The 22,776-nt window shown below is 66.1% G+C and carries 16 protein-coding genes and 1 tRNA gene; 9 read left to right on the top strand and 8 right to left on the bottom strand.

Going from position 1 to position 22,776, the window contains the following annotated elements:
- Position 1: 1 nt before the first annotated feature.
- Entirely contained in the window at positions 2–1,594 is a 1,593-nt protein-coding gene (locus ACW170_RS12170; RefSeq protein WP_492086924.1) for a carboxylesterase/lipase family protein, read from the top strand.
- Here ACW170_RS12170 and gor read toward each other — a convergent pair.
- Positions 1,551–2,933: a glutathione-disulfide reductase gene (gene gor / locus ACW170_RS12165; protein WP_492086922.1), complete on the bottom strand. Its 1,383-nt coding sequence runs from the start codon at positions 2,931–2,933 to the stop codon at positions 1,551–1,553. The genes ACW170_RS12170 and gor overlap by 44 nt on opposite strands.
- A 229-nt stretch (positions 2,934–3,162) precedes the next feature.
- Between gor and ACW170_RS12160 the strand changes: the two genes are divergently transcribed.
- Entirely contained in the window at positions 3,163–4,092 is a 930-nt protein-coding gene (locus ACW170_RS12160; protein WP_492086921.1) for a hypothetical protein, read from the top strand.
- Positions 4,093–4,096: 4 nt separating this feature from the next.
- On the opposite strand, the gene rpiA is transcribed toward ACW170_RS12160, so the two are convergent.
- Both rpiA and glmU read right to left on the bottom strand, forming a co-directional pair.
- Positions 4,097–4,783: a ribose-5-phosphate isomerase RpiA gene (rpiA, locus tag ACW170_RS12155; RefSeq protein WP_492086920.1), complete on the bottom strand. Its 687-nt coding sequence runs from the start codon at positions 4,781–4,783 to the stop codon at positions 4,097–4,099.
- Positions 4,780–6,144, bottom strand: coding sequence for a bifunctional UDP-N-acetylglucosamine diphosphorylase/glucosamine-1-phosphate N-acetyltransferase GlmU (gene glmU, locus ACW170_RS12150; protein WP_492086919.1), 1,365 nt, complete (start codon positions 6,142–6,144; stop codon positions 4,780–4,782). Before glmU ends, rpiA begins: the two co-directional genes overlap by 4 nt.
- 102 nt (positions 6,145–6,246) lie before the next feature.
- Between glmU and ACW170_RS12145 the strand changes: the two genes are divergently transcribed.
- From ACW170_RS12145 to ACW170_RS12125, 5 genes are all read left to right on the top strand, one after another.
- Entirely contained in the window at positions 6,247–6,960 is a 714-nt protein-coding gene (locus tag ACW170_RS12145; protein WP_492086918.1) for an HAD-IA family hydrolase, read from the top strand.
- A gap of 99 nt (positions 6,961–7,059) precedes the next feature.
- On the top strand, positions 7,060–8,349 hold the full coding sequence (locus ACW170_RS12140) for a dicarboxylate/amino acid:cation symporter (RefSeq protein ID WP_492086917.1): 1,290 nt from the start codon (positions 7,060–7,062) through the stop codon (positions 8,347–8,349).
- A 56-nt stretch (positions 8,350–8,405) separates the two neighbouring features.
- A tRNA-Val gene (locus ACW170_RS12135) sits at positions 8,406–8,480 on the top strand.
- Between the two features lie 248 nt (positions 8,481–8,728).
- A complete protein-coding gene (gene rsgA, locus ACW170_RS12130; RefSeq protein WP_492086916.1) occupies positions 8,729–9,802 on the top strand; it encodes a ribosome small subunit-dependent GTPase A in 1,074 nt (357 codons plus the stop codon).
- 113 nt (positions 9,803–9,915) lie between these two features.
- Complete coding sequence (locus ACW170_RS12125; RefSeq protein ID WP_492086915.1) at positions 9,916–10,242, top strand: hypothetical protein; 327 nt, start codon at positions 9,916–9,918, stop codon at positions 10,240–10,242.
- Positions 10,243–10,371: 129 nt separating this feature from the next.
- On the opposite strand, the gene ACW170_RS12120 is transcribed toward ACW170_RS12125, so the two are convergent.
- From ACW170_RS12120 to ACW170_RS12105, 4 genes are all read right to left on the bottom strand, one after another.
- The gene (locus ACW170_RS12120) at positions 10,372–11,142 is read right to left on the bottom strand and encodes an acid phosphatase (RefSeq protein ID WP_492086914.1); all 771 of its coding nucleotides are present in this window, start codon (positions 11,140–11,142) and stop codon (positions 10,372–10,374) included.
- 26 nt (positions 11,143–11,168) lie between these two features.
- Positions 11,169–12,746: an alkaline phosphatase D family protein gene (locus ACW170_RS12115; RefSeq protein ID WP_492086913.1), complete on the bottom strand. Its 1,578-nt coding sequence runs from the start codon at positions 12,744–12,746 to the stop codon at positions 11,169–11,171.
- Positions 12,747–12,826: 80 nt separating this feature from the next.
- Positions 12,827–15,034, bottom strand: coding sequence for a TonB-dependent receptor (locus ACW170_RS12110; protein ID WP_492086912.1), 2,208 nt, complete (start codon positions 15,032–15,034; stop codon positions 12,827–12,829).
- Between the two features lie 275 nt (positions 15,035–15,309).
- On the bottom strand, positions 15,310–16,560 hold the full coding sequence (locus tag ACW170_RS12105; RefSeq protein ID WP_492086911.1) for a TetR/AcrR family transcriptional regulator: 1,251 nt from the start codon (positions 16,558–16,560) through the stop codon (positions 15,310–15,312).
- Positions 16,561–16,928: 368 nt separating this feature from the next.
- Here ACW170_RS12105 and ACW170_RS12100 point away from each other — a divergent pair, with 368 nt between their 5' ends.
- Together ACW170_RS12100 and ACW170_RS12095 are read left to right on the top strand one after the other, a co-directional pair.
- On the top strand, positions 16,929–18,599 hold the full coding sequence (locus ACW170_RS12100) for an MFS transporter (protein ID WP_492086910.1): 1,671 nt from the start codon (positions 16,929–16,931) through the stop codon (positions 18,597–18,599).
- Between the two features lie 91 nt (positions 18,600–18,690).
- A complete protein-coding gene (locus ACW170_RS12095) occupies positions 18,691–22,071 on the top strand; it encodes a hybrid sensor histidine kinase/response regulator (RefSeq protein ID WP_492086909.1) in 3,381 nt (1,126 codons plus the stop codon).
- Here ACW170_RS12095 and ACW170_RS12090 read toward each other — a convergent pair.
- Positions 22,068–22,682: a response regulator gene (locus ACW170_RS12090; protein WP_492086908.1), complete on the bottom strand. Its 615-nt coding sequence runs from the start codon at positions 22,680–22,682 to the stop codon at positions 22,068–22,070. The two genes, ACW170_RS12095 and ACW170_RS12090, sit on opposite strands and share 4 nt — an antisense overlap.
- Positions 22,683–22,776 lie beyond the last annotated feature (94 nt).

Here is a 22,776-nt window from a genome sequence, read left to right as displayed (position 1 = left end):
CATGACTTTCGTAGGCGCCTTGGCCACCCTCTCCCTCATGATGGCTCAACCGACAGACCAGCCGCCGGTAGATCAGCCCATTGTCCAATTGGCGCAGGGCGCCTTGGCCGGACGGACTGAAGACACCGTCGCCTCGTTCAAGAACATCCCCTATGCCGCCCCACCGGTCGCGGAACGGCGCTGGCGGCCGCCGGGCGAGGCGCCACATTGGGAAGGGCGGAGAGACGCCATGACCTATGGCGCCATCTGCATCCAGGCGACTCCGCAAGGCGATCCCGGCGTCGGTCCACTGCCGATGAGCGAAGACTGCCTGAACTTGAACGTCTGGCGTCCCTTGGATGTAACCGACCTGGCCCCGGTCATGGTGTGGATCCACGGCGGCGGGCTGGTCAATGGATCGGGCACCGCCGCCCTCTATGACGGTTCGCACCTGGCGCGGCAGGGCATGGTGGTGGTGACGTTGAACTACCGCTTGGGACGTCTGGGCTTCTTCGACCATCCGGCCTTGGCGGCGGAACGGCCAGTGGAGGAGGCGGCCGGCAATTACGGGCTGATGGACGTCATCGCCGCGCTAAAGTGGGTCAGGAGCAATATCGCGGCCTTCGGCGGCGACCCGGCCAATGTGACGATCTTCGGCGAGTCAGCGGGCGGGGCCATCGTGACGCGGATGATGATTTCGCCGCCGGCGCGGGGGCTGTTCGACCGGGCCGTTGTCCAGTCGGGCCTGGGGCGCGAACTCCAGACGCCGCTGGATCGGCGCGGCGCCTATGATCTTCCGTCGGCGCGCGAGAGGGGCGAGGTCTGGGCCGATGGCCACAATCTTGTAACGGCGGCCGATCTGCGCGCGGCTCCGGTGGAGCAGTTGCTGACTCCGGCGCCGGTCTTCGCTAACGGCGACTTGAGCCTCATCGACGGTCGGATCGTGACCTCGACCGTCGAGGCGGCCTTCCGGGCTGGACGGCAAGCCCCCGTGCCCATGATGATCGGGACCAACAGCGCCGAATTCTGGTGGATGAAGCCGACGGATCGCAACGGCTACGGCATGATCGACGACGACATGACCTGGCTGGAGCGGGCCATGATCACGGCCGCCTATGGCGGAGAGGCGGGCTTCGACCGGGGCTTCATCACCGATGCCGTTTTCAGCGAGCCCGCGCGACGGCTGGCGCGGCTGCACACGGCGACGGGACATCCGGCCTATCTGTACCGGTTCGATATTTCCTCGCCGGACAATCCTGAGCCTCACGGCGGGGCGACTCACGCCATCGAACGCCCCTATGTGTTCGGAACCCTGCCTCTGCTGCCTTATTCCGTACGAGACGCAGATCGCGCGGCGTCTGAGGTGATGACCCGCTACTGGACCGCCTTCGCCAGATCAGGCGATCCCAATGGAGTAGGGCGGCCGAACTGGCCCATGGCGGAGCTGGGCGATACCCAGCTGATACAGTTCCGGAACGACGGTCCCGTCGCGACTGGGGTTCCCGAGGCGGGACGGCTGGATCTGATCGAGATGTTCCGAGAAAGACCTCATCCGATCGACAAACCGGCGCTCACCCCGCCGACGTCGCCCCCGACTGCTTCTCCTTCAGCGTAACAAGTTCCTCGGCCATGGTGGGGTGAACCGCGCAGGTCGCGTCCCATTGAGCCTTGGTCAGCCCGGCCTTCACGGCGATGGCGGCGAGCTGAATCATCTCCGGGCTGTCCGGCCCGACGATGTGGACGCCGACGACGCGCTGGCTCTGGGCGTCGACTACCAGTTTCATCAGCACCCGTTCCTCCGAACCGGTGAAGACGTATTTCATTGGCCGGAACCGGGTCACGTAGACGTCTACACCCGCCGAGCAGGAACGCCGGGCCTCGGCTTCCGACAGGCCGACGACGCCGACCGGCGGCTGGCTGAAGACCGCGGTGGCGACGGCCTCGTAATCGAAATGCTGCGGATTGTCGCGATAGACGGTCTGGTGGAAGGCGACCGCCTCGCGGATGGCGACGGGGGTCAGGTTCATCCGGTCGGTGACGTCCCCGATCGCCCAGATGTTGTCTGCCGTGGTCTTGGAATAGGGATCGACCTTGATCGCGCCTTCGTCGTTCAACTCGACGCCGGCCGCCTCGAGGCCCAGACCCTTGACGTGAGGAATCCGACCGGTGGCGAACATGACCACGTCGGTTTCCAGCCTCATCCCGTTCTCGAGATGGTTGACCAGGCCGGTGGCGGTCTTTTCGATCTTCTCATGCTGGCAGCCCAGGATCACCTTGACGCCGCGCTTCTCGATCTCGCCGGCCAGATGGGCGCGCACATCGTCGTCGAAGCCGCGCAGGATGTTGGGGCCCCGGTAAATCAGGGTCGTCTCGACGCCCAGGCCGGCGAAGATTCCCGCGAACTCCACCGCGATATAGCCGCCGCCTGCAATCAGTATGCGCTTCGGTAGTTCCGACAGGTGGAAGGCCTCTTCCGACGTGATCGCGTGTTCGATGCCGTCCAGGCTATCGGGCTTCCAGGGCCGGCCGCCGGTGGCGACCAGGATTTTCTCGGCGGTAAAGGTCTGGTTCTTGCCGATGATCTCGACCGTATGGGCGTCCTTCAGCACGGCGCGTCCGTGAACCAGCTCAACCCCGGCCTTGCCCAGATTGGCGGCGTAGATGCCCGACAGGCGAGCGATCTCGACGTCCTTGGCCTCCAGAAAGGTCGGCCAGTCGAACCGGGCGTTGTCGAACGACCAGCCGTAACCCTCCGCGATCTCGAGGGCGTGGCTGACCTCGGACGCCATGACCATGAACTTCTTGGGCACACAGCCGCGGATCACGCAGGTGCCGCCGACGCGATACTCCTCCGCCACCGCGACCTTCTTGCCGTCCAGTGCGGTCAACCGCGCAGCGCGAACCCCGCCCGAACCGGCGCCTATGACGAAGAGGTCGTAGTCGTATTGGTGCATCGGGGCCTCTGGCTGGACGTAATATACCCACTGAGTTGGAGACTGTCTCAGGGCCAGCCTGGCGTCATGCCAGACCGAAGCGTCACTTAGGCGCCGAACGGAGGGGCGGCAAGGCTGGACGCTGCTGCTTACCTAGGAGATATCTGGCAAGCTGGGGGCCACCACGACACCGGGCTTGACCGCCGGACTTGCACGTGCGCAACTTGAACGATGCATCTAGGGGGATGAAATGATTGCGTTGGCTCTAGCCGCAATGGTCGCGCTACAGGCATCTTCTCCTCAGGCTGCCGGCAACGTGGCAGCTCAGGTTGATCAGGATGGAGGAACCCGTCTCGAAGACGTCGAGATCGTAGGCCGCCCCCTTGACCGCGTCATCCGTGATTTCGTCGATGAGGTCGCCGCCCCGAATTCCGGACGTGGACTTGCACGTTGGGACAATACAGTCTGCGTCGGCGCGGCGAATATGCAAGGCGATCTGGCCCGGGCGATCGTTGATCGCGTTTCGATGGTGGGGGCTGATCTCGGATTGACGATCGGCCAGCCCGGCTGCAGCCCAAACATACTGATCATTGCGGCATCGGACGGGGACGCCCTGGCGACGGAACTGGTAAGATCTAAGCCTCGCGCGTTCCGGATGGGGGGCAGCGGGATGGATCAAGGCCAACGGGCGCTGGAGGATTTCCAGACGTCCGGCGCCCCTGTCCGTTGGTGGCAGCAGGCGATGCAGGTGGACTCAAGCACAGGCGAGCGGGCACAGCGGCTGCCGGGTGAAGACGCGCCAGTCATTAGCCAGTTCGCGGCCTCTCGCCTGACCACGCAGATCGTCGATAATATTTTCCGGACGATAGTGATCATCGATTTCGACAAGTCGAGCGGGGTGAATTCCGCGCAACTCGCCGACTATATTGCGATGGTGACATTCGCTCAGATCAAACCCCAGGCGAACGCGCGCGAATATGCCTCGATCCTGAACCTGTTTAATGGCGCAGAATCGCGGGAGCCCGGCTTGACCGACTGGGACCAGACCTATCTGGCAGGCCTCTATGCCACGCATCGCACTAGCAGCAATATGCGCGCTGTGAAGTCGGCCATCGTGGGCTCAATCGCGAGAGAACACCGGGCCCTGACGGCCCAACAGGATGTAAGCGCCGACGACTAGGCGGTCACTCGGGTATGATGGTTTCGAAGCCTTCGTCCGTGCCGATGATCGCCAGATCCGCTAGGTCGAGGAACAGGCCATGTTCGACGACGCCGGTGATCAGCTTCAGATCGTCGGCCAAGCGCACCGGATCATGGATGGCCTTGCACCCGGCGTCATAGATCAGATTGCCGCCGTCGGTACGGACCAGGCCGCGATCCGCCTGGCGCACCCGGGCGGGTTGGCTAATGTCATGATCGATCAGGACATCGGCGATGCGGTTGGCCGTGGTCTTGTGGCCGAAGGCGACGACCTCGATCGGCAGGGGGAAGGTTCCCAGCACCGGCACCACCTTGGCGGCGTCGGCGATGACGATACAGCGGCTCGACGCCTCCCAGACCAGTTTCTCGCGCAGCAGGGCCGCGCCGCCGCCCTTGATCAGGGCTAGGCCGGGACCGACCTCGTCGGCGCCGTCGACGGTCAGGTCGATGCGGGGCGTGTCCTCCAGCGTGGACAGGGGCAGGCCCAGTTCGCGCGCCAGATCGGCGGTCTTCTCCGAGGTAGGGACACAGCGCAGCCCCGAAAGGGCGCGCGCCGCCAGGGCCTTAACGAACCAGGCGGCGGTCGAGCCGGTGCCCAGGCCCACGACCATGCCGGCCTCGACATGGGCGGCAGCGGCCTCGCCGGCGTTCTTTTTCTGGATGTCGCTCATTTCAGCTTGGCGGCCTTCGCCGCTTCCTTCTTGGCTTTGGCCTTCTCACGGAAGGCGGCGCCGGCGTCCGGCTTGAGGGTTTGACGAGCGCGACCGAAGGCCAGGGCGTTCTCCGGCACGTCCTCCGTGATCACCGAACCTGAGGCGACGATAGCCCCGGCGCCGACAGAGACCGGCGCGACCAGGCTGGAGTTCGAGCCGACAAAGGCGCCGGCTCCGACCTCGGTCCGGGCCTTGTTGAATCCGTCATAGTTGCAGAAGATGGTCCCGGCCCCGATGTTGGCGCCGGCCCCGACCGATCCGTCGCCCAGATAGGCCAGGTGATTGGCCTTGGCGCCTGCGGCCATCTTCACATTCTTCACCTCGACGAAATTGCCGACCTTCACCCCCTCGGCCAGGTCCGCGCCGGGGCGCAGGCGGGCATAGGGGCCGACCTCGGCGCCGGAGGCGACGCGCGCGCCCTCCACATGGCTGAAGCTGCGGATGCGCGCGCCGCTCTCGATCACCGTGCCGGGCCCGAAGACGACATAGGGTTCGATCACGGTTCCGCCGCCGACCTGCGTGTCCCAGGCGAAATGGACGGTGTCGGGCGCGCTCATGGTCACGCCCGCCGCCAGGAAGGTCTCGCGCTGGACGCTCTGGAAAAGGGCTTCGGCCTGGGCCAGTTCGGCCTGGGAATTGACGCCCATGACGGAATCCTCGGCCGCGAAGACGGCGCGGGTCGGATGACCGGCCTTGCGGGCCAGCTCCACCACGTCGGTCAGGTAGTATTCGCCCTTGGCGTTGTCGTTGCGGACCTCGGCCAGCAGCGAGAAGAGCAGGGCGGCCGGGGCGGCCATGACGCCGGAGTTGCAGGCCGTGACGGCCAGAACCTCGGGCGAGGCCTCCTTGGCCTCGGTGATGGCGGTCAGGGTGTCGCCGTTCAGGATCAGCCGGCCGTACGCGCCGGGATCGCGGGCTTCGAAGCCGATGACGGTCACGCCGTCCACGTTGAACACGGGCTCGATGTCGCTGGCCTTCAGCAGGGGCACATCGCCATAGGTGACCACCACCTCGCCGTCGAAACCCGCCAATGCCTGTTCGGCGGCGCGGACGGCGTGGCCGGTGCCCAGGGGCGGATCCTGCACCGCGACGGCGGCCTCGCCGAGACGTTTCACGACATGGGCGCGGACCTCAGGCGAATGGCTTCCGACCACCACGACGATCCGCTCGCATCCCAGCCCCTCCGCCGCATCGATGGCGTGGTCCAGCATGGCGCGTGCGCCGACCGGGTGCAGCACCTTGGGCAGGGGCGACTTCATCCGTGTGCCCTGGCCGGCGGCGAGAATGATGGCGGCGCGGGGGCTCGTCTGGCTGGTCATGAATCGTTCCGGCGTCTAGTCGTCGTTCGCCGTCTACAGCGCGCTCGCCATTCCGTCATCCTCAGGCTTGATGCGCTATGACGAAACGAAACGAGAGTGACCATGACCGATCGCGACCTTGAAGGCTGGACCATCGCCTTCGATCTGGACGGGACCTTGGTCGATTCCGCGCCGGACCTGGTCGGAACCCTGAACCGCCTGCTGGTCGAGGAAGGCTTGCCGCCCGTGCCGATGAGTTCGGCCCAGACCCTGATCGGGTCTGGCGCGCGGGCGCTGCTGGTCCACGGGTTCGAGGCGGCGGGCGCCTCGGTTGAGCGAGCCCAATCGGACGAGCTGTTCGAACGATTTCTGATCGACTACGCCGCCCATATCGCCGACGGGTCCCGAGCGTTTGAGGGCGTGGTCGAAACCCTTGAACGCCTGACGGAACGCGGGGCCATCCTGGTTGTGGCGACCAACAAGCGGTCGGACCTGTCCGAGCTTCTGGTCGAGAAGCTGGACCTGACCCGGCATTTCGCGGCCATCGTCGGGCCGGATCGGGTCAGCGCGCGCAAGCCATCGGGCGCCCATCTGAAGGAAGCCGTGGTCAAGGGCGGCGGCGACCCAGAGCGGGCCATTATGGTCGGAGACGCAGCGCCGGACGCCGAGGCGGCGCGGGACGCAGGCATGCCCTGTATTCTGACCACCTTCGGCTATACTCCGGTTCCCGTCGAAACCTTGGGCGGCGACGTCCTGATCGACGCCTTCGAGGACGTCGAGGAGGCGATCGACGGCGTTCTGTCCGACTTCTATGTGATGAGAGCGCTGAAATTCTGAGGGCGCCGGACAGTAAATCTGGGGTCTGAACCCGCGCTCGCGCGGTTGCGGATGCGGGGCGCGATGGCCAGTTTGGCGCACCCCATCGAAAGCGCGTCCATGTTCGCTCGTTTCTTCAAAATCCCCCTGTGGCAACGCACCTTCGCCGGCCTGGCCCTGGGCGTTATTGCGGGTCTGATCCTGCGTGAACGCGCCGAGGTTTGGCTGCAGCCGATCGGAGACGTTTATCTGAACCTGATCCGCATGGTCGTGGCGCCCCTGGTGCTGTTCACCATCGCCAGTTCGATCGCCAAGCTGGGGGAGGGCGCCGGGGCTGTGCGGCTGGGCGTGCGGACCCTCGTCTGGTTCGCCATCACCTCGTTGCTGGCCGTCCTGGTCGGTTTCGCCTTCGGCCACATCATCAATCCGGGCGTGGGCCTGTCCAACCTGCCGCTGGGCGTAGTCAAGGAGCGGGTGATTCCGACCCCGCTGGAGGTGTTGATCGGGGTCGTGCCGACCAATCCCTTCGCCGCCCTGGCCGAGGGCAAGGTTTTGCAGATCATTTTCTTCTCGGCCTTGGTCGGGATGGCCCTGGTAGCGCTGGGCGACCGGGCGCAGGGCGTGCGACGGCTGGTGGACGAGGGCGCCGCCGTCATCTTCCGAATCACCCGCTGGGTGATCCAGCTGACACCGTTCGGGGTGTTCGGCCTGATCGGCTCGGTCGTCGGCGGCTATGGCTGGGAAGCCCTGTTGCCCCTGCTAAAGTTCATCGGCGCCATCTACGCCGCCTGCCTGTTCCACATCCTGGTCGTCTATTCGGGCCTGCTGAAGGTCCACGGCCTGAAGGTGACCAGCTTCTTCCGCGGCGCCTTCGCCGCCCAGCAGACGGCCTTCGCCACTTCTTCGTCGCTGGGCACCCTGCCGATCACTCTGCGTCAGACGGTCGAACGACTGGGCGTGCCCCAGGCCTACGCCGCCTTCGCCGTGCCTCTCGGCGCCAACGTGAAGATGGATGGCTGCGGCGCCATCTATCCGGCAATCGCCGCGATCTTCATCGCCCAGTATTTCCAGATCGACCTGACCCTGACCCAGTACATCCTGATCGGCCTGACAGCGGTCCTGGGGTCGTTGGGCACCGCCGGCGTCCCGGGAACGTCCATCGTCATGCTGACCCTCACCCTGTCCACTGCCGGCCTGCCGCTGGAAGGCATTGGCTATATCGTCGCCATCGACCGGGTCATCGACATGATGCGGACGGCGACAAACGTCACCGGACAAATGCTGGTGCCTGTGCTGGTGGCCAAGGAAGAGGGCATTCTGGACGAAGGCGTCTACAACGGTCACGTCGCCTGGTTGCCGGGCGATCCCGAGGCCGAGACGCCGGAAACCGTACAAGCCGCCGGAATCTGAAACGGACGCTTGCGCGGCGCGAACGACCGGGCTATGTCGCCGCCTCCGCAAGGCATGGATGCGTAGCTCAGCGGGAGAGCACCTCGTTCACACCGAGGGGGTCACAGGTTCAATCCCTGTCGCATCCACCATCTTTCCTTTTCTAAGACCACAGGCTTGACCCGCTCGGAATATCCGAACGGATCAAGCGCGCGATCGCGTTTCACTCCGGCGCGCCTCAGGGACGGATTTAGGACGCTCTCCGCGAGATAATTCGGACGTCGTAGGCTACGCCGAGGAAGTGATAGGGTGTGGGCGCCCGCGGGTTCTGAGACGCCTGCTAAAGGGTTTCAAAGCGACGGCAGGACGATGTCGTCGCAGCCAACAGGGATCCCTTGATTTGATCGAACACTATGGTTGGTCTGCGTCTCTGGCGAAGGCCTTCGAGCCCCACGAGCATGAGGGCCACACGCCGGGACGCATCATCCTCCACAAGCGGGACGGCTACGTCGTTGCGACAGACGACGGAGACATACGCGCCAAGCTGTCGGGTCGGCTGCGTCATGAGGCGGGGGAAATCGGGCATCCTGCGGTCGGGGACTGGGTCGCTTTTTCGCCCAGCGCGCAGGAGCGCACGGCCACGATCCACGCCGTCTTGCCGCGCCGCACCGCGTTCGTCCGAAGGGCGTCGGACAGCATGCGGAAACTGCAGATCCTGGCCGCAAATGTCGACGTGGCTTTCATCGTCACATCCTTGAACGGTGATCTCAACCTGCGCCGGATCCAGCGATATCTGGCGGCGGCCTGGGAGAGCGGGGCCCGACCTGTCTTGGTGCTGACGAAATCGGACCTATGCGACGATCCGGAAGGCCAGGTCGAGAGTATCGTCGCATCGGAACCGGGGTGTCCCGTCGTGATGGTGTCGGCCCGCCAAGGCGTGGGTCTTGACGCCTTGCTCGCCCAGGTGGGGAGGGGAGAGACCTGCGTGCTGATCGGCTCATCCGGCGTCGGCAAGTCCACCCTGGTCAACGCCTTCCTGAACGAAGACCGGATGGCCACCCAGGCGATCCGCGAGACCGACGATCAGGGGCGGCACACCACCAGCCACCGCGAACTCATCCTGCTTCCCGGCGGCCGGTTGATCCTGGACACTCCAGGCATTCGCGAAGTCGGTTTGATCGACGCCGAAGAAGGCGTGAGCGCCGTATTCGAAGATGTCGAAAGTCTTGTCCAGGGCTGTCGGTTCACCAACTGCAGTCACGCCAACGAGCCGGGCTGCGCCGTAAAAGCCGCCGTGCAGAGCGGCGCGCTCGATCCCTCCCGGTGGGCGCACTACCAGAAATTGACGCTCGAAGCGGTTGCGGCGCAGCACGAACAGGAGAGGGCGGCGAAGGCTGTCGAGCGCCGCCGGCTCGGCGCCCTCCAGAAGGCGTACCGCGCCACGAAGAGGAACGACCGGGGCTCGGCCGACTGATCAAACAGGGCCTTGGTCGAGTCCCATTTAAGACAGGGCGGTTCGGACGAATTATCGCCTTTCCCGCAGGCAATCAGGCTAGTCGGAAGATTCAAACCTGAGAGAGTTCAAAAATGCCCGCGTACACAATCGTAACCACCAGTGCGACCCAGGGCGGCGACACCGCCGAGGTCAACACGCTGACGGACGACTTCGCCAATGACAGCGAGGCGCTGGGCTACGCACGTCGGATGGCTGATGAGATGATCGACATGGCTCACCAGCTGCTGCTCGATTTCGACTACAGCAATGTCGGCGTCTATGATGGCGATCTGATCGACGAGGACATCACGCCCGATCACGCCGCGCTGATTGGCGTGTGGGTGCTCGACGAGGACGGTTCTGCCTTCGTGTCCGCAGAAGAGTTCCGCGAGGGCGCGACCGAGGCCGAGCCTTCCTGACCGACAATGGGCAACTTGCCTTGTCGCGGGCCAGGGCGTCGAGCGACGGGGGGCGGATATGTCCGGATCCGTCCGCACGGTCTTCAACATAAGGCCGCGCGAAGGCGCAGTCGGGGCGGTCGCCGCCGGCTACTGGCCCGCCCGCCGGGCCTGAGCCAGTTCGCGGGCCGCCACGGCGAAGTCGGCCTGGAAGGCTGGGTCCGCTTTCAACGCCGCGACCAAGGCCGCGCCGACGATCCGGCCCGCCTCGACGTCGCTGGTGTAGTGGACGCCGCAGATCATCCGGCTTTCGCCATAGGCCAGGCCGCGCGCCAGGACGGCGTCGGCGCGGTCGGGCGCCATCTCGGCCAGCACCAGGGCCCAGGCCCAGCCCAGGGCCGCATGGCCCGACGGATAGGAGCCGCTTGCCGTCAGCCAGGCCGGCGGCGTGAAACAGGTCTCGGCCGGTTCCGTCACGAAGGGGCGCGGGCGGGTGAAGCCACGCTTGGCCGGGGTCTGGATCGTCTCCAGGTCGCCCAGCATCCGGCCCAGCAGGCGGGTCAGGGTCGGCATCCGCTCCGGGACGAATTCGATGCCCAGGGCGTCGTCGAAGACGCGCGGAGCGCCGGGAGTCTCGATCTCGTTGTCGGCGCGGGCCTGAGCCCAGCGGGGGGTGTCCTTCAGGGCGCGGGTGGCGCGATAGGTCGCGATATCGTCCTGGTCACGCAGGGATCCAGCCTCGGGCGGCGGCGGCAGGAAGGCGGCGGCGTTGGGCGCTGTCGCCGTGTCCAGATAGCCGTGCGGATGGTCGCGAAAACCGGTCCAGAAGCTCGAGGGGGCGGCGGGGGCGGACGCACAGCCGAACAGGGCGAACGCGAGGGCGGTCGCCGCCAGGCGGCGACCGAAGGGCAGGATGCTCATGGAGGAACTCTAGAACTCTTTGGAAATCAGGCGCGCTGAGCGCCGGGGCGGCCGTCTTCGACGACCCAGGTGTTCAGGGTGGACAGGGCGGCCTTGGGATCGCGCACGTCGCTGATGGCCTGGTAGCGGGTGGTCATCAGGCCGGGGGTGACGTCCATTGAGATATAGCCGCGCACGCGACTGTCGAAGAATTTGATGTGCGGGTTGGCCGGCATGGCTGACATCAGCCCCTCATAGGGCGGGCCGCCCGAGGTGATCGAGGTGCCCACGAACTCCGTGGCCACCACGGGGGATGACTCGTCCCTGCTGTCCAGCAAGACGTCATTGGTCCAGAACGAATGATAGTCCCCGGCCAGCACCACGGGATTGCGCGGCTTCAGGCTGTGCAGCGCCTGGGTCATCCGGTCGCGCGCGGCGGGGAAACCGTCCCAGGTGTCGGTCCAGTAGCGGACTTCGTCGCCTCGGTTCTCGAACCTCAGACCGGCCATGACCAGATCCTGGCCCAGGATGTTCCACCGGGCGTCGGACTCCGCCAGACCGTCATAGAGCCAGCGCTCCTGTTCAAAGCCCAGGAAGGTGCGCGACGGGTCCAGACGGTCGGAGCACTGGCTGTCGGCGACAATCTGGCCCTTGGCGCCGCCTTCGTCGATACAGGCGCCGCGGGACCGGTACTGGCGCCCGTCCAGCATGAAGAACTCGGCCAGATTGCCATAGCGGACACGTTTGTGGATCGGCATCTGCAGCCGGGCGTCCACACGGGTGCGGCGGATCGGCATGGCTTCGTAAAAGGCCTGATAGCCGGCGGCGCGGCGCCTCAGGAAGTCTCCGGGCTTGCCGCCCCTGTCGGGCCAGACGCCGGAATAGTTGTTCAGCACCTCGTGGTCGTCCCAGGTGACCAGACAGGGCGCAGCGGCGTGCAGGCGCTGAAGATCCGCGTCGGTGCGGTGAAGGGCGTAGCGGTTGCGATAGCCGGCCAGCGTCGTGGCCTCCTCGAACCCATAGTTCCGCACATTGCCCGCCGCCCGTTCGCCGGTGCGGCTGTACTCGTAGATATAGTCGCCGAGGAACAGGGTCAGGTCCGGCGCCTCGTCGGCCATGTGGCCATAGGCGCTGAAATAGCCGACCTCCCAGTTCGAACAGGAAGCCACGGCCAGCTTGAGGCGATCAACGTCGGCGTTGGCGGCCGGGGCGGTGCGCGCCAGACCCACCGGGCTCTGCTGACCGGCGGCGGAGAAGCGGTACCAGTAGGGACGGCCGGGCGTCAGACCCTGAACCTCCACATGGACGGCGTGGGCGGTGGAACCCTCGGCTGTGACGCGACCCGCCGCAGCGATACGGGTGAAACGCTCGTCGGCCGAAACCTCCCACAGGACGTCCATCGGTCCCGAGAGACCGCCCAGGCCGTCGGGCGCGATTGGATCGGCGGCGAGGCGGGTCCACAGGACGAAGCCGTCGGGCCAGGGGTCGCCGCTGGCGACGCCCAGAGGAAACAGATAGGCGCCGCCGGCGTGCGCTTGGCCGAAGCGCAGGACCGCCGGTGCGGCGACCAGGCCGCCGATCAGGGCGCGCCGGCTCATCGGCAAGGAGGGCTTGAGCAGTATCATCGGCGACGTCCTGGCAGGCGAAACAACAGCGGAAGAGATCGGCGGGCCGGACGAGCCGGCCCGCCTGTAGGCGACGCCGCTTAGAAGTCCATCGTCAGGCGCGCGCCGACCGTGCGGCCTTCGTTCGGCGAACTGGTGGGGCGGGCGCCGCCGTTGAAGTTGTTGCGGGTCTCTTCGTATTCGGTGTTGAAGAGATTGCGCGCCCAAAGGCCCACACGCCAGTTGGCGTTCTCCGGACCCGCGCTCAGATTGGCGTTCCACAGCCAGTAGCCCGGCAGGACCGAGGCCGAAGAGGCGTTATAGATGCCGTCACGCTGGTTGTAGTTGGTCTCGGCCCTTAGGGCGAAACCGGCCATCGACCAGTCATAGGCGATGGAGCCGCCGTAGTTGAACTTCGGGAACTGCAGCGGCTCGCCCGAGCGGTCGTTCGAGATGATGATGTCCCAGGGACCGTCGACCGGGTTGGCGGCGTTGGTCGCTGCGGCGTCGATGGCGAAATACTCGCTGTATTCGCCTTCCTTGTAGCCGTAGTTCTGGCTGATCGTCAGGCCGGCGAACGGGGTCCAGGTCAGTTCGATCTCGCCGCCGTAGATTTCGGACTTGGGCACATTGGTGATCTTGCCCAGCTGGCCGGTTTCGCGGCTGTATTCGGTGCCCTGGATCTGCTGGTTTTCGTAGTCGTAGAAGAAGACCGCGCCGTTGACGCGCAAGGTATTTTCGAACAGATCCGACTTGATCCCGGTCTCATAGGCGATGACGACTTCCGGCTTGAACGGGGTCTGAGACTGGCCGTTGTAGGTGGTGAAGCCGCCCGATTTCACGCCGCGCGCCACGCTGGCGTAGAGCAGGGCGTTTTCGGCGAGGTCGTATTCCAGGCCGAAACGTCCGGTCCATTCCGACAGCGAGGTCTCATAGGACTTTTCCGGTCCTACCGCGACGTTCAGGCGGCGCGTGCCGGTCGTGGTCAGGCTGCGGTCTTCGTTCTCGTAACGCAGGCCCGCGATCAGGCTCAGGCGATCGGTCAGGGCGAAGCTGTTGTGGGTGAAGACGCCGATGGCCTCGACCGACTGGTCGTAGGGGGTGTTGATCAGGTTGCGGTTGGCGCCGCGGAACTCGGTGTAAAAGCCGCCGTCTATGCTCTCGTCGGCATAGTGGGCCCCGACCATCCAGTTCAGACGGCCGGCCTCATTGGACAGACGCGCCTCCTGCGAGAAGGCCGTCAGATCATTGTAGAAATAGACGTCCGATTCCGCCGCCGGCGTGCCGTCCCAGTCGTTGTATTCCGAACGGCTGAAGGTCTGGTAGGCGGTGATCGTGTTCAGCGTGGCCCAGCCCAGGTCTGCGCGGACGCGGGCGCTCAGATCCAGGCCGTCGTTGTCGCGGCCAGGCTTTGCGTCCAGGCTGCGACCGGACACGCCGGCTAGGGCCTCGGAAATCTGCCAGCCGGTGATGCGGCGGGCGGTGTCCGCCGGATAGGTCACGCTGCCGTCGAAGACGGGGTAGGGGGCGCGCAGGCGGAAGCCCAGGCCGTCCGACTTGTCGACGGCGTAGGTGGCGGCCAGATCGACCGTGACGTCTTGCGTCGCGTCCCAGGTCAGGCGGCCGCGCACCGCGGTCTTGTCGCGATCGCCCAGCTTCTCGCCGGTCGTACGGTGGTACTGCCAGGCGCCGCCCTGTTCGGTCACGGCGGCGAGGCGGCCCAACAGGCCGGCAGCGATCTGACCGGAGACATAGCCCTCGACCTTGTAGCGGTCGTAGGAGCCGTATTCGGCCGTGAAGCCGGCGCGCTGGTCCATGGTCGGGGCGTTGGTGATGATGTTCACTGCGCCGCCGGTGGTGTTGCGGCCGTACAGGGTGCCCTGGGGCCCGCGCAGCACTTCAAGCCGGGCGATGTCGAACATCGCGCCCTGGGTCGTGACTGTGTAGGGGTGCGCGACCTCATCGACATAGACGCCGACGGTGGAGGCGTTGTTGCTGGAGTATTCGCGCGTGCCGATCCCGCGGATGCGGAAGGCGGGCTGGCCGCTGCCGAACTGGCTGTCGACCTCCAGATTGGGCACGACGTTCTCGATGTCGTTGATGACGTTGACGCCCTTCTCGTCCAGATCCTGGCCGCCGATCACGGACAGGGCGACGCCGACGTCCTGGCTGGACTGTTCGCGGCGCTGAGCGGTGACGACGATGTCCTGAACCGTCGCCGCATGGCTTTCGGTATGGGTTTGGGCTGAAGCGGGCAGGGCCGCCAGGGCGAGGACGACGCTCGAGGCGCCGAGAAGAAGACGTTGCATTTTGACCATCCATCGGGCGACGCGCGGGGACACCCCCTCCCTCGCGTGTCGATGCGTTGCGGGATGTCGTCGAACAGCCGCTTGTCCGGCCGTTGGTCGAGGCGTCTCACGCAGCGGGGAGGAAGGGCGAGGCCGCCTTCGGTGCGCCGGAAAAACAACTGTTCGACAACGGTTCGGCAATAGTCCGGCCGTACGATGCTTTTGTGAAGCTTGCCTGAAGTGTTTCTGTCAGTGCCAAGAACGCTGGTGTCTCAGCGCGGATAACGCACGTTCTATCAGGTGCGACGCGCAACCAGTTGGAGCGCAGCCGCCTCAAGGTCGGTTGTGGTCAGCGGTACGCCGGTCGCGCACGCCATCAGCGCGGCGCCCTTGATCCAGAGGGCGAACCGCGTCGCCGCCAACCGGTTCAGATCGAAATCGGCGGGCCAGACGCCCGCGCTGTTGTAAAATGTACCGCCACCCTCGGGGCCGCGCAGCAGCATGGCCAGATCCTGGAGCGACGGGTCGCGCCGCGCCTCCATGCAAACGCTGGCGATCAGTCGAACATACCGCACGTAGAAGCCCTCGGCGTCCGGTTCGATGGAGACGGTCGGCGCCATGATCCGACCCCAACTGTCCAGATCGGCTGCGGCGGGATCGCCCTCGGGCCTACGACCGGCCAGGTAACGGGGCATGTCGCGGAACACGCTGTGCCAGACCGCGTCCAGCACGAACCGTCGCATGTCCGGCCAGTGGTAGGCGATGGTGGAGGTCGATGTTCCCGCCACGACGCTGACCGAGCGGTTGGTGACGGCTGTCAGACCCTTCGTCATTATTTGATCAGCGGCGATGTCCAGAAGCTTGTGGCGCATGGATCCGGGCTCCAGGCCGTCGGCCGGCGCCTGGGGCAGGACCAGTTTTTCACGGTACCAGAAGGTCGCCGTTGCGGGACGGTCGGGATGACCAAAGGCGTGATCCAGAAGGCTGGACAACCCTTCGGCCGCGATGACCTCGTAGTCGGCGCGCCCCATCAGCGCGCCGGCATAGAACTGTTCCACCGTCAGCCAGGAGATCAGGGCCGGAGCGAATTCGGCGACCCGGGGGGCTTGGGCGAGATGAGTCAGCCATGCGTCTCGCCGCAGCGCCTCCCACCGGATCATCAGGGCGCGTCTAGCCGGAGCGGGATCCGCGTCCAGAACCAGGGCCTCCCAAATGCGCGCAAACCCGGCCGCTTCACCAGCGCGTAGGCGCAGATAATGCTGGGCGAGGGGCAGGAGGGTGTCCCGGTCCAGGGGCAGGCCGCGAACGGCTGCGAAGAACTCAGCATGAAAGGCGCCGTCTCTGCGCATCGCCTCTTCCGCGACCGCCTGCATAAGGCCCGACTTCGCCCCGAAAAGATTGACGATGACCGTCGTGCTCTTGCCGACCGCCTGAGCCAGGTCGCGCATCGTCAGACTATGAAGCCCGTTCGAGGCAGCATGGGTAATCGCCGCGTTGATGATCTGCTGGGCGTCGGCGGTGCGGCTCGTCGCTTGGACTTCAGGCATGCGCCTCAATGCAATCCAAGGGACAAGCTGTCGAGGGCGTGAATGCAATGATTGCGCAATGCGATCAAATGTCGGCTTTCAGGACGGCAACTGAGGCTCGCAAATGGCGCATCCACCTAGCGCCTAAGTCCAACGAACCCGGAACCAAACTGCCGCTCAGGCCCAGAGTCTCAGGAACTTGGAACGCCGACAACATTATCCGCCTGGAACATGTGTCTCCTTCGCATAATATATATTAGGCGAGTCAGCGTCTTCGACCAAAGTCGCCCTGACGCTTGTTCGCCCGCTGCGCCACTGTCTCCCGTCAACAAGCGCCATTCTGCGGTGTGAAAGCGGTCGAAAAGACCTGATAGCTGGGAGGCTACGCAATGACGGACAGCGCCACGGGTGCGCCGGTCGATGAGTATGTGGTGGGTAAGAACGACAAGCTGGTGATCCTGGCGTCGTCGGTCGGCACCGTTATCGAGTGGTATGATTTCTATCTATACGGGTCGCTAGCCGCGATCATCACGGTTCAGTTCTTCTCGGGCGTCAACGAGACGACCGGCTACATCTTCGCCCTTATGGCCTTCGCCGCCGGGTTTGCCGTTCGGCCGTTCGGGGCCATCGTTTTCGGGCGGCTGGGCGATCTTTGGGGTCGCAAGAACACCTTCCTGGTGACCATGCTGCTGATGGGGCTTTCGACCTTCGTGGTCGGTCTGTTGCCCCCCTATGCGGCCATCGGCATCGCAGCGCCGATCATTCTGGTGCTGATGCGCCTGATCCAGGGCCTGGCCCTGGGCGGCGAATACGGCGGCGCCGCCACCTATGTCGCCGAGCATGCGCCGCACGGCAAACGCGGCTTCTACACCTCCTTCATCCAGATCACGGCGACCGCCGGCCTGGTGCTCAGCCTGGTGGTCATCCTGGGCGTTCGCGTCGCTGTGGGTGAAGAAGCCTTTGCGGAATGGGGCTGGCGGATTCCGTTCCTGGTCTCGATCCTGCTGCTGGCGGTGTCGCTGTGGATCCGTCTGAAACTGTCCGAGAGCCCGTCGTTCAAGCGGATGAAGGCCGAGGGCAAGGGCTCCAAGACCCCGCTGAAGGATTCCTTCGGCAAATGGCCCAATCTGAAGCTGGTGCTGATCGCCCTGCTCGGCCTGACCGCCGGCCAGGCCGTGATTTGGTACACGGGTCAGTTCTACGCCCTGTTCTTCCTGGAACGGGTGATGAAGGTGGATGCGACCCTGGTCTATGTGATGCTGACCATCGCCCTGGTCGCGGCCTCGCCCTTCTTCATCTTCTGGGGCTGGCTGTCGGACAAGGTGGGACGCAAGCCGGTCATCCTGGCCGGGTGCCTGATCGCCGCCCTCACCTATTTCCCGCTGTTCAACGCCCTGACCCAGGCCGCCAATCCCCGCCTGGCGGCCGCCGCCGCCTCGGCGCCGGTCGTGGTGTACGCCGATCCGGCGGACTGCAACGTCCAGTTCGACCCCATCGGCAAGACCGTGTTCAACCAGTCCTGCGACGTGGCCAAGTCTCACCTGGCCAAGGCCGGCGTCACCTATACCAATATCGAGGCGCCCGCAGGCACGGTGGCCGAGGTGCGGATCGGTGATCAGGCGGTCGTCCAGAGCTTCCGCGGCGACGCCATGACCCCGGCGGACTTCGCGGCCCAGAAGAAGACCTGGGACAAGGATATGAGCGCCGCCCTGACCGCCGCCGGCTATCCGGCCAAGGCGGACAGCGATCTGGTCAACAAGCCGATGGTGGTGCTGATCCTGTTCATCCTCGGCTTCTATGTGACCATGGTCTACGGACCGATCGCGGCGGCCCTGGTCGAGATGTTCCCGACCAATATCCGCTACACCTCCATGTCCCTGCCCTATCATATCGGCAACGGCTGGTTCGGCGGCTTCCTGCCGACCACGGCCTTCGCCATCGTGGCGGCGACGGGGAATATCTACTCCGGCCTCTGGTATCCGATCATCGTAGCGCTCGCGACGGTCGTGCTGGGCTTCCTGCTGGTCAAGGAAGGCAAGGATGTCGATCTGAACGCCTGATCCTGCTTTCGGGCGCGAATGAGGGGCGGGTCGTCGCGAGACGGCCCGCCTTTCGCTTGTTAAAGCCCCCCTCCCCGGTTCAGATGTCGCCATGTTCAGCCTGATGATCCTCGGCCTGGTGGTCGCCTATATGGCGGTCCTGTTCGCCGTGGCCTGGCATCAGGAACGGCCGGCGGCGCGGGCGCGCGGGCGCGGGCTGGGGCCGTCGGTCTATGCCCTGTCACTGGCCATCTATTGCACCTCCTGGACCTATTATGGCGCGGTCGGCACGGCGGCGCGGGACGGGTGGGAGTATCTGCCCATCTATATCGGCCCTGTGTTGGGGCTGACGGTCCTGTTTCCCCTGTGGCGTCGGATCGCCGCCGCCGCACGGCGCGAGAACGTCGGCTCCATGGCGGATTTCGTCGCCTCGCGCTACGGCAAGAGCCAGACGCTCGGCGCCGCCGTCACCCTGGTCGCCATCCTAGGGTCCCTTCCCTATATCGCGCTTCAACTGAAATCCCTGTCGATGGCCGGGGCTTTGCTAACGGCGGGGACCCCGGTGGCGGGGTCGGAGAGCTTGACCGTCCTGGTTCTGGCCGGGGTGCTGGCGGGTTTCGCCATCCTGTTCGGGGCGCGACGGCCCGACCTGACCGAGCACAACCGGGGTCTCATCCAGGCGATCGGCCTGGAATCCCTGGTCAAGCTGGGCGCCCTGCTGCTGGTGGCGGTCTTTGCGCTTGTTCTTCTGGCTCAGGACGGATCTCCGGAGCGGAGTCTGGAAGGCCTGGGCGCTCTCGCCGCCCCGCCTGAGCTGACGCCCAGGTTCCTGGCCATCGCCCTGATCGCGACCCTGGCCATCTTCTGCCTGCCGCGTCAGTTCCATGTCGCCTTCGTCGAGGGCGCGGATCCCGGCCATGTGCGGCGCGCGCGCTGGATCTTCCCGGCTTATCTGGTGCTGACCAGTCTGGCGGTCCTGCCGCTGGTGGCGGCGGGCGCCCTGTTCGCGCCGTCGACCAATCCCGATCTGTTGGTCCTGGCCCTGCCGTTCGGGCGGGGCGAAGCCCTGCTAACCGCCGTCGTCTTCGTCGGCGGATTTTCCGCCGCGACGGCCATGGTCATCGTCGAGGCCGTGGCCCTGTCGGCCATGGTGTCCAACAGTCTGATCCTGCCCTTCCTGGCGCGGGACCGCTGGCGGCTGCGCGGCGACGCCTCGGACATGTCCGGCGTGATCCTGCAGGTGCGGCGCGGGGCCATCGTCGCCGTGCTGCTGCTGGCCTGGCTCTATTACCAGGCGACCGATCAGTCGCGCGGGCTGGCGGCCATGGGCCTGGTGTCGTTTGCGGCCATGGCGCAACTGGCGCCGGCCCTGTTCGGGGCGGTGCTGTGGCGCGGCGGCCATGCCCACGGAGCCCTGGCGGGAATGATGGTCGGGATCGCGGTCTGGATCGTCATGCTGGCCCTGCCCCAGCTGGCGCCCGGCGCGCCCTGGCATCCGCATGTGATGTTGGGGGTCAAGGATCCGCTGGCTCTGGGCGTATTCGTCAGCCTGGGGCTGAATCTGGCGGCCTATGTCGGGGTGTCGCGTTTCGCTCAGCCCAGGCTGATCGACCGGGTGCAGGCGCGGGCCTTTGTCGATCGGCTGGGTCCGGACTGGCTGGACGCCAAGCCGTCGCCGTCCGGCGCCTCGGTCGGCGATCTGCGCGCGCTCGTCGCCCGGTTCATCGGCGACGAGCGGGCCGAGCGGGCCTTCGCCGCCTGGAGCGCAGAAACCGATATTCGACTGCGTGACGCCGATCCGGCCGACGCCGGGCTGGCGCGGGCGGCGGAACGGATGCTCGCCGGCGCCATCGGGGCGGCTTCGGCGCGGCGGGTCATCGCGGCGGCCCTGGCGGGCGGCGGCCGCGCGCCCGAGGATGTGGTGCGGATGCTGGACGAGGCGTCCCAGGCGGTCCAGTTCAGCCGCGACCTGCTGCAGACGACCCTCGACAATATTGATCAGGGCGTGATTGTGGTCGATGAGGATTTGCGAGTAACTGCTTGGAATCGCCGATATGTCTCTATGTTCGATCTGCCTGTCGGCTTCGTCCACGTCGGTCTGCCCATCGCCAGCATCTATCGACTGAACGCCGAACGCGGCGAAAGTCCTGACGATATCGAAGCCTGGGTCGAACGACGGCTTGAGGCGCTCAGCCGACGGATTCCGCATGATCATGAGCGGCTTCAGCCTGACGGGCGGGTGCTGCGGTCTTCCGGCGCCCCTATTCCCGGCGGCGGCTATGTCACCAGCTATACGGACATCACCGCCCTGCGACGGGCGGCCAGCCAGTTGGAAGAGGCCAACGAGAGGCTGGAAGCGCGGGTCGCCGATCGCACCGCCCGGCTGGAGGAGGCTCGGCGCGTGGCCGAGGATGCGACGGCGTCGAAAACCCGTTTCCTGGCGGCCGCGAGCCACGATCTGCTGCAACCGCTGCACGCCGCCCGCCTGTTCATCGCGGCTCTGAAGGAGGAACCGGCGGTGTCCGGTCCGGACGCCGGGCCGGCCAGCCGCACCCTGGCCGTCAACGCCGATCGCGCCATCGACAGCGCGCACCGCCTGCTGACCGCCCTGCTGAACCTGTCGAAACTGGAGGCCGGCGGGGTCAAGGCGGCGGTCACGCGTCTGTCGCTGGACGGTCTATTCGACGAGTTGAGGCGCGAATACGCCCCGGTAGCCGAGGCCAAGGGTCTGGACCTGACCCTCGTACCCAGCGGCCTGTGGGTCAGGTCCGACCGAGACCTGCTGCGGTCCATGCTGCAGAACCTGATCGCCAACGCCATCCGATACACGGATGCGGGCCGGGTGCTGGTGGGCGCGCGTCGGCAGGGCGAGACGGTGCGGCTGCTGGTTTGCGACTCCGGGCGCGGCATTCCCGACGCGGACCAGGAGACGGTCTTCGGCGAGTTCGTACGGTTGCCTGGCGCACCGGTCGATGAACCCGGCGCCGGTCTTGGGCTGGCCATTGTGCGGCGTCTGTCCAGCCTGCTGGATCACCCGCTTGAGCTGAACTCGCGTGTCGGACGCGGCTCCATCTTCCGCATCACCGTGCCGCGCGGCGTCGCGGATGCGGTTGTCGAGGCGCCCCCGACCCATGAGGTGCGACTGCCCCTGGCGGGTTTGCGGGTGCTGTGCGTGGATAATGAACCGGTGATCCTGGAAGCCCTCGACGCCCTGCTGACGCGATGGGGCGCCCGGCCGACGCTGGCGTCCGGGGTGGAGGCGGCCCTGGAGGCGGCGGGACCGTTCGACGCCGCCGTCGTGGACCTGCACCTGGGCGACGGGGCGGACGGATTTGCGGTCATCGACGGCTTGAGGCCGCGCGGCGTGCGCCGGATCGCGCTGGTAACCGCCGACACCCGCGATGGTCTGAACGAAAAGGCCAATGCGGCAGGGGCGGTCCTGCTGCCCAAGCCGATCAAGCCGGCGGCGCTGAAGGCCTTCCTGTCGAGCTAAGCCGGATCGAGCTGTTTGGCCAGAATCACCGCCTGGGTGCGGTTGTGGACGCCCAGTTTGCGGAAGACGCTGGTCAGGTGGGCCTTGATCGTGGCCTCGGATACGCCGAGGTCGAAGGCGATCTGCTTGTTCAGCCGCCCGGCCTTCAGGCCTTCCAGAATCCGCAGTTGCGACGGCGTCAGACTGGCGACCCGGGCGGGCAGATCGTCGTCGGTGTCGCCCTCCGGCGTCTCCGGGGCCCAGCCGTCCCCGGCGAGAATGGCGGTGATGGCCTCGACCATCTGGGGCAGGCTGGCCGACTTGGGGATGAAGCCCGCCGCGCCCAGACCCAGCGCATGGCGAACGACCGACGCGTCCTCGCTGGCCGAAACCACGGCGACCGGCACGGCGGGATGTTCGGCCCGGATGGCGGCGAGGCCGGCCATCCCTTCGCTGTCCGACAGTTTCAGGTCCAGCAGCAGCAGATCGACAGCCCCCGCCGCCAAGGCCCGGCGGGCCTCGGCCAGGCTGGCGCATTCGTCGATCGCGGCGCCGGGGGCTGCCTTGTCTACCGCAGACCGCAGAGCGGCGCGAAACAGCGGGTGATCGTCGGCGACGACGATACGGTCCATAAGGCGTCCTTCCCTTACGCAGCATGCTTTGCGGCCACGTCGGCGGCAGCATGGCGCGGTTCGACTTTCGTCGAAACTAGACCAATGGCTAATG

Source organism: Brevundimonas sp. FV2ps16 (assembly GCF_058681075.1).
Note: the sequence above shows the minus strand (reverse complement) of the source record. Positions and strands in the feature narration are given on the sequence as shown.

Coding starts and splice junctions, on each gene's coding strand:
- ACW170_RS12095 (WP_492086909.1), top strand. CDS start 18,691: ATGTTCAGCCTGATGATCCTCGGCCTGGTGGTCGCCTATATGGCGGTC.
- ACW170_RS12145 (WP_492086918.1), top strand. CDS start 6,247: ATGACCGATCGCGACCTTGAAGGCTGGACCATCGCCTTCGATCTGGAC.
- rpiA (WP_492086920.1), bottom strand. CDS start 4,783: ATGAGCGACATCCAGAAAAAGAACGCCGGCGAGGCCGCTGCCGCCCAT.
- ACW170_RS12120 (WP_492086914.1), bottom strand. CDS start 11,142: ATGAGCATCCTGCCCTTCGGTCGCCGCCTGGCGGCGACCGCCCTCGCG.
- ACW170_RS12100 (WP_492086910.1), top strand. CDS start 16,929: ATGACGGACAGCGCCACGGGTGCGCCGGTCGATGAGTATGTGGTGGGT.
- ACW170_RS12105 (WP_492086911.1), bottom strand. CDS start 16,560: ATGCCTGAAGTCCAAGCGACGAGCCGCACCGCCGACGCCCAGCAGATC.
- ACW170_RS12125 (WP_492086915.1), top strand. CDS start 9,916: ATGCCCGCGTACACAATCGTAACCACCAGTGCGACCCAGGGCGGCGAC.
- ACW170_RS12110 (WP_492086912.1), bottom strand. CDS start 15,034: ATGCAACGTCTTCTTCTCGGCGCCTCGAGCGTCGTCCTCGCCCTGGCG.
- ACW170_RS12115 (WP_492086913.1), bottom strand. CDS start 12,746: ATGATACTGCTCAAGCCCTCCTTGCCGATGAGCCGGCGCGCCCTGATC.
- ACW170_RS12090 (WP_492086908.1), bottom strand. CDS start 22,682: ATGGACCGTATCGTCGTCGCCGACGATCACCCGCTGTTTCGCGCCGCT.
- ACW170_RS12170 (WP_492086924.1), top strand. CDS start 2: ATGACTTTCGTAGGCGCCTTGGCCACCCTCTCCCTCATGATGGCTCAA.
- ACW170_RS12160 (WP_492086921.1), top strand. CDS start 3,163: ATGATTGCGTTGGCTCTAGCCGCAATGGTCGCGCTACAGGCATCTTCT.
- gor (WP_492086922.1), bottom strand. CDS start 2,933: ATGCACCAATACGACTACGACCTCTTCGTCATAGGCGCCGGTTCGGGC.
- ACW170_RS12140 (WP_492086917.1), top strand. CDS start 7,060: ATGTTCGCTCGTTTCTTCAAAATCCCCCTGTGGCAACGCACCTTCGCC.
- glmU (WP_492086919.1), bottom strand. CDS start 6,144: ATGACCAGCCAGACGAGCCCCCGCGCCGCCATCATTCTCGCCGCCGGC.